General features: G+C 41.4%; 8 protein-coding genes. 1 reads left to right on the top strand and 7 read right to left on the bottom strand.

What is annotated here, in order from left to right:
- The first annotated feature begins 625 nt into the window (after positions 1-625).
- A complete protein-coding gene (locus BVI01S_RS11920) occupies positions 626-1,120 on the top strand; it encodes a DinB family protein (protein WP_061810281.1) in 495 nt (164 codons plus the stop codon).
- Positions 1,121-1,178: 58 nt separating this feature from the next.
- Here BVI01S_RS11920 and BVI01S_RS11915 read toward each other — a convergent pair whose 3' ends face one another.
- The 7 genes from BVI01S_RS11915 to mgtE all read right to left on the bottom strand — a co-directional run bounded on the left by BVI01S_RS11915 (position 1,179) and on the right by mgtE (position 6,807).
- Positions 1,179-1,973, bottom strand: coding sequence for an ABC transporter permease subunit (locus BVI01S_RS11915; protein ID WP_061810280.1), 795 nt, complete (start codon positions 1,971-1,973; stop codon positions 1,179-1,181).
- A 14-nt stretch (positions 1,974-1,987) separates the two neighbouring features.
- Entirely contained in the window at positions 1,988-2,779 is a 792-nt protein-coding gene (locus BVI01S_RS11910; RefSeq protein WP_061810289.1) for an ABC transporter permease subunit, read from the bottom strand.
- Positions 2,780-2,785: 6 nt separating this feature from the next.
- On the bottom strand, positions 2,786-3,670 hold the full coding sequence (locus BVI01S_RS11905) for an ABC transporter ATP-binding protein (protein ID WP_061810279.1): 885 nt from the start codon (positions 3,668-3,670) through the stop codon (positions 2,786-2,788).
- Positions 3,671-3,693: 23 nt separating this feature from the next.
- Positions 3,694-4,314 (bottom strand): TetR/AcrR family transcriptional regulator, encoded by a 621-nt coding sequence (locus BVI01S_RS11900; RefSeq protein WP_061810278.1) that lies wholly within the window; start codon positions 4,312-4,314, stop codon positions 3,694-3,696.
- 220 nt (positions 4,315-4,534) lie between these two features.
- Positions 4,535-4,891 carry a fluoride efflux transporter CrcB gene (gene crcB, locus BVI01S_RS11895; RefSeq protein ID WP_061810288.1) on the bottom strand — a complete coding sequence of 119 codons (357 nt, stop codon included), beginning with the start codon at positions 4,889-4,891 and terminating at the stop codon, positions 4,535-4,537.
- A gap of 5 nt (positions 4,892-4,896) precedes the next feature.
- Complete coding sequence (gene crcB / locus BVI01S_RS11890; protein ID WP_061810277.1) at positions 4,897-5,295, bottom strand: fluoride efflux transporter CrcB; 399 nt, start codon at positions 5,293-5,295, stop codon at positions 4,897-4,899.
- 153 nt (positions 5,296-5,448) lie between these two features.
- Positions 5,449-6,807, bottom strand: a complete 1,359-nt coding sequence (gene mgtE, locus BVI01S_RS11885) for a magnesium transporter (protein ID WP_061810276.1) — start codon at positions 6,805-6,807, stop codon at positions 5,449-5,451.
- Positions 6,808-6,884: the final 77 nt, after the last annotated feature.

Raw genomic sequence — 6,884 nt, 5'->3', positions numbered from 1 at the left:
CCTCACCTGTCCAGCTTTTCCCGCAGGAGTCGAGCAACTTCCGCTCCAATCAACTTTCCAGGCGTAAGTGTTTCACTATTACATGGTAGCGTCCACCATTGCAAACACCCACTCTTATTCTATTAGTTGCAGTGACCGATTACCTATACTTATACCAATACTATCACTTACCTTATGCGAAAGACTCATTATCCTCCGACACACCCCATATGACTGAACGTTCGAAAACTATAGTCTGGGTACGAACAACAACCTTGGTGAAATTTTTCTTTTGTTAGTATTGCTAAAGCATATTTAATGTATATAGCAGAATCCAGCTATTGATTGGAGTGCAAGACGAAGACTCCTACGGGAAAAGCGGAATAGGTAAGACCCCGCAGGAGCGAAAGCTGTGAGGAGGCTTGCCTTCCGCCCCGAGGAAAGCGAAGTCTTGCACGGAAATCAATAGCGGTGTAATAAGTGATCCTATCTAGTTACTTGATTGTTTTTCTTTAGAGGAAATGGATTTAGTTTTGTTACAGCCTCGTTTTTTATTCAATAATCTACCGCTTAAAGTGCAATTACTGTACGCGCCCCCTCTACAATAGTAAAATGAGCTTGAAAGAAAGTATGAGGAGGATCTGGCATGGAGAGAGAAATAAAGATTATTGAGGATATTCGCATTGAATTATTAAATAGTGTGAATGACCTAACAGACGAAGAATTAAACAAAGAGGTCGAAGAAGGTCGCTGGACGATCATGCAAGTATTGGATCATCTTTATTTAATGGAGAGATCTCTTACCAAAACGATTCAGTTGACCCTCGAAAAAGGCGAAGAACAGCAGGTGGACTCAAAGCCGATTCACTATACGGTAAATCGATCGACCAAGGTGGACGCCCCTCCTTTTGTGGTCCCTACAGAAGAAAATCAGACTCTTCAACAAATGAAGGAAAAACTGGAAGCATCTCGCAAAGATCTTCTCCAATTCATTGGAACAACCAGCAAGGAAGATTTACAGAAAAAAGCGTATCCTCACCCTATTTTCGGACAAATCCGTTTAGATGAGTGGGTGCCGTTTATTGGGTATCATGAGAAGAGGCACTTAGAACAGATTGAAGAGTTGAAATCAACATTGTAAACCTGTATGAATAGGATCTGTTTCTGTTTGAAACAGATCCTTATTTATAGAGCCATCTCTAGATTTTCAGATCTCTTTTTTCAAAAAATAAAAATGTCGCAATGCTCAAAATGACGATCAACGCGAAGGATATCCCTACATAAGCAGATTCCAACCCTCCCCCATACATTAAATTTTCAGCTTCAAAGTATTTAAAGGGTGTGAGGTATTTCAATGCCTCGAGACTTTCGTTCAAGTCTATGGCGAATGACAGGATGAATGTCAGTAATAATACGCCAGATGCGACTGCAGCTGACTTTGCAGGCTTTTTACTATAAGCTGCCACGGCCGTTCCAATCAATAAAAAGAGTACTTGTAAAATAATCATTCCCGCAACCGTTACTCCAATATCATAAGCTATCGGCACATCACTATAATGACCTACAATCACCAAGGAGAAAATCCAGGTAATCAATGCGAGTATCCCGATTTGAGTCAAGGCAGCGGCAAGCTTAAGACCTATGATTTTCTTCCTTGGGAGGGGTTTGACAAACAGAAACTCGGCTGTCTTATCCCTTTCTTCCTTGGAAATGATGGTCGCACCGGTCAATGCTGCATGGATGGTTGCAAGTAGTACGATATAAAGGAAGAGCACTCCGTAATATCCACTTGCTGTCTCCATATCAAGACTGCCGATTCCAAGAATGGCTTGCATAGACTTAGGAAGCCCCTCCATCAATTCGTTCATGGATTGACCTGACGACGAGAAGCCTGCATACTTCCCCATCCCGGATCCAATCAATGCAATCATTCCAATGCACCAGATGATCAGGGATTTACGATGAGCCCTCATTTCTCTTACATATACATTCATGACATCCCCTCCTTCTAAACCGTATGAATGTCTTTTTTATTATAGATGATGAAGCTTAGTATCATGGCGACGGCGATCAGTGTGATGCCTGCCACCAGGAATGACCATTCATATGAAGCATGATTCATTATATATGTGTAGTCAAAGTACTTGAACGGTGTGAAATAACGCCCCGCTTCTTCCGTTGCAGCCACCATCCCCATGATGAAGAAGGCAAATACGATACCAAGTGAGAGCGTAAGGACAGATTTCACCCTTGACCATACGACAGCGATAAGCATTCCCAAGGCAAACATGATGTATTGCGTGAGCAAGAGAGTACATGAAATCAATAGGAATATATTTAGGCTAAACGATTCCACTTTTACCAGGTTGGCGACAATGATGGCCGAAATCACGTAAACAATATTCGTAAGCAGCATAGAAGCAATAGCTGCAAACACCTTCGATGAAAGGATCTTAGTACGGGTCACAGGCTTAGTTAGAAGAAATTCCGCCGTCTTTTCCCTGATTTCCTTCGAAAAGATCGAAATGGCCAGATTCATTGCCTGTATGGAACCGCATAAAGTTATATAAAGGAAGAAATACGAATAATAACCGTTTAGAGATCCTATGCTATCGATCTGTATTCCCAATGCTTTCCGAACCCCCTCCGGAAACCCCTCCAGAAGCCTTTTGAATTCGTCGATTTCTTTAGAAATGGAAGGAAACAAAGACATGAACAGAATCATCAATGACGTAAGGGCCAAAGTCCATATCATAGTCGACTTTCGATAAGCCTTTAGCTCATAAAGAAAGATATTCATCAAGGGTCAATCCTCCTTTTCATAATAATGCATAAAGATTTCTTCTAAGTCAGGCTCCTCGATCCATAGATTCGTTATGTCGATATCAGCAATCTTCCTCATGACTTTGTTGATATCCCCCCTGAACAGGAAGCTGATTTGGCGGGCTTTTATTTCCAGCTTGCTTACGCCTTCCATTTCAAAGTCAGAAAGTTCGACGTCCTCTTTCGTCTCTATCTTGAATTTCTTATGATTCTTTTCTTTTAGCGTACTGATTTTCTCAACTTGCACGATCCTTCCTTCTTTGATGATTGCCACCCGATCACACATTCTCTGAACTTCACTCAATATATGTGATGAAAATAAGATGGTAGCTCCTCTCTTATTTTCAGCTTGAAGCAATTCAAAGAATTTCTGTTGCATAAGGGGATCCAAGCCTGAAGTAGGTTCATCCAATATAATCAGCTTAGGTTCGTGAAGCAGTCCCTGAATGATCCCTACCTTCTTCTTATTACCAAGAGATAGATCATCAATCTTCTTCGTGACGTCCAGATTTAACATATCAGCCAATTCCTTGATTCTTTTTGTGCAATCCTTTTTATAAAAGCTGGCAGAATACTTTAAAAGGTCGATTACCTTCATATTGTCATAATAAAATACTTCTGAAGGCAGGTATCCCACTTCCTTTGCAATCTCAGGGGCAGATTCAATACAATCCATACCGAAGATCGTTGCGCTGCCTGCGGACGGATGGATCAATGAAAGTAGGGTCCGGATGGTCGTTGATTTCCCCGCACCATTTGGCCCGATGAACCCAAAGATCTCCCCTTCTTCAACATGAAAACTGACGTCGCTGATCCCCCTTGATTTCCCATAGCTTTTAGTCAATGAGTGAATTTCAATCACATTCATCATATGATCCTCCCTTTTTCTTTCTATTTGTAGAAAGAAATCTTCAATAATTCGATATAGGCGTCGATTTCCGCCAGCACTTCTTCTTGATTGATTTCAGCTACAGATCGTGACTTCGCTTTCTGTTGTTGTTGATTAGCCATCCCTTCGAAGGTCCAATAAATAACCTGAATCGATTTATTTACGTCGATTCCTTTTTTGAATTTAGAAGTATCGATGTTGGAGAATAAAGTGGCAAAGCTACTCTCCACCATCCTCGTTTTATACTTCTCAATTTCGTCTTTTACTTCGGGAGCTTCTTCTGAGAAGGCGCTGGTAAGGAAATTGATCAGATCAGGATAGACAGAGAATAGTTCAAACTTGATCAATGTCACCGAGCGGATCGTAACGAAAATATCATGCTCATTCCAGTCGAGTTTTTCATATATTTTTTCTGTAAACAAATCCGAGAGATATTCATAAAGAGAAACATACAGTTCTTTTTTACTATTAAAATAATGAAACAGAATCCCTTTGGAAATCTTCGCTTCCTTTACGATGGCATTAGTCGAGGCTTTTTCATATCCACTTTCGGCGAAAACCCGGGTTGCGGCTCTAATGATTCGATCTTCTTTTTCTGAGTCGATGTTCAATGACTTAAACAAGCTTTTTTGACCTCCTTTTAAAGGACAAGCATTTGACCAATATGGTCAATTTTATTTTAATCCCTTTGACCACTGTGGTCAATATTATTTTTATATAATGGCTGCCTTCTCTCATTTTCTTCTTTTCACACTACACATGATGATTCCGTGAATGAAAAAAAGCTCAGGCGACCTGAGCTTCTGAATGAATGATATAGAACTGTGAATTGCTTCCTCATCGTTACAATTTGCCTAAAGCCATTCCTATAAAAGCGAATAAAATACCAACCGTATAGCTGATCATGAGATAAGTAATCAGGGGCTTCCATTTTTTATCGGCATGAAGTTGAATGGTTTCCAATTTAAAAGTGGAAAAAGTCGTAAAGGATCCAAGAAAACCAGTCCCGAGAAGAAGAATACCCGTTTCAACGATGTCCGATCCGATTACATACCCAAGAAGAAATGATCCAACCAGATTGACAAATAGGGTAGCGTATGGAAAGTCAGAATGATCATATTTCTTGAACAAACGGCTGATCCCAAAGCGGGATATTGCCCCAAAGAACCCCCCGATCGCGACCATCATACCTTGTACGATCATCTTTAGCCCCCCTTTTGCTTATACAGATTATATTGTTGCTTTCCAATCGTAAAGCCTGCCCATGACATAAATAAACCACCGAACATGCTTCCTAATATATAAATAAGTGCCAGAACCAAATGAGAATGAGTAAGAAGGTTGACAGTCTCGACACTGAATGTGGAAAAAGTAGTGAAAGATCCAATCATCCCTGTCCCAATGGCTGTGGCTGTCATTGAATGGACCTTCTTCATCCGAAATATGTACATTGTGACATATCCCAACGCGAAGCTTCCAATCATATTGGCAAGAAATGTCCCCACAGGAAACGTATAATCCCACCATTCCCCGGCAAAGACCCCAAGATAATATCGCAGCAGGGCACCCACCATACCAGCTGCACCAACTAATAAATAGATCATATTCTTCCACCTCTAAACATACAAGTTCTTTCACAAAAGAGACTCCTACCGATACATGAGTATCGGTAGGAGTCCCTCAATGTTCAGTGATCATGCTAACTCCCTTGACGTTCACTGACTATTTTACCACAGGAATTTTGTCGGCCAAATCCTTTACATCAATTTAGTAATAAACATGGTGGCAATGCCAAAATAGATAAGCAGGGAAAGGATATCATTGATCGTTGTGATCAAAGGACCGGAAGCAACGGCAGGGTCTACATTAAACTTATATAGGATGAGGGGGATGATGGTTCCTGCCAATGTCCCGATTATTAACGTAATCAGTAAAGAGCTTCCCACCACGAGTCCTAACACCATATTGCCCTGCCACACAAAGGCAATCAGGGATATAATGACGGCGCAAGTCACACCGATGATGATGCCTACCCATAATTCCCGGAAAACGAGCTTTACAACTTGTTTTATATCCAAATCATTCGAGACCAGCCCTCTGACGACAACGGCCAGTGATTGCGTACCCGTGTTCCCGGTCATCCCCGAAATCATCGGCATAAAGAACGCAAGTGACACGACTTGTTTCAGGGTTGCAGAGAAAGTGTCAATGATACTCCCCGAAACGAGTCCGATGAACAGTAATAAAACAAGCCATGGAAGACGTCGATAGGCTGCAACAAATGGTTTGGTCGTAAAGTCGATGGATTTACCAGATGCAGATAGCTTCTCAATATCTTCATTGGCTTCTTGAATGACCACATCAATGATGTCATCGACGGTGATGACCCCGACAAGCCTTCCGTCTTCTTCAATGACCGGAAGGGTGATGAAATCATAGCGGCTGATCAATTTGGCCACTTCTTCCTGATCGGTATGGACATCAACTTTAACCACACGGCTGTACATGATATCTTCAATTTTATCTACTAATTCACTAAGTAATAAATCCTTGTAGGAAATGACGCCTATCAATTTCTTTTCGTCGTCAATAACATAGAGATAGTTCAAATATTCGGCGAGTTCTGCGAAATGCTTCAGTTTATCCACTGCTTCACGCACCGTATAATGTTTAGGTATCCACACATAGCGGTTGTTCATGATCCGGCCGGCTGTTTCCGGTTCGTATGTCATGAGATTCTGAACTACCTGAGACTCTGCCTGGTTCATCTCTGAAAGCAATTCCTCAATCTTCTCGGGCTCTAAATCCGTCAGCAATGTGGCCAGGTTGTCATTTTCCATCAGATCGAGGACCTTTGTAGATTTCTCTATCCCGAGCTTCTCCAAAACGAGCAACTGGTCTTCCCTTTCTATCTCCTGAATGAATTCCGTGAGTTCTTCAAGAGGTAAATACAAAAGGAATTTATTTCGGTGCTTGGATGGGATGTGTAGATATTGTTGAGCGATGTCGTAGGGCTGAAGCTCTTCGATTATATCTAAAAAAATGCTTTTCTTTCCATCTTTTAAACTTTGGATGATGGCAAGGGTGATTTCATTTTCCGTCATGGCTAATGTCATTGAGGGTGCTCCTTATAATATGTTTCTCTTCAGTTCGCACGATGAGATACAGAGAAGGGTACTCATCACCCTACTAG

It is taken from the genome of Rossellomorea vietnamensis NBRC 101237 (assembly GCF_001591825.1).
In the GTDB taxonomy this organism is placed as follows: domain Bacteria; phylum Bacillota; class Bacilli; order Bacillales; family Bacillaceae_B; genus Rossellomorea; species Rossellomorea vietnamensis.
Note: the sequence above shows the minus strand (reverse complement) of the source record. Positions and strands in the feature narration are given on the sequence as shown.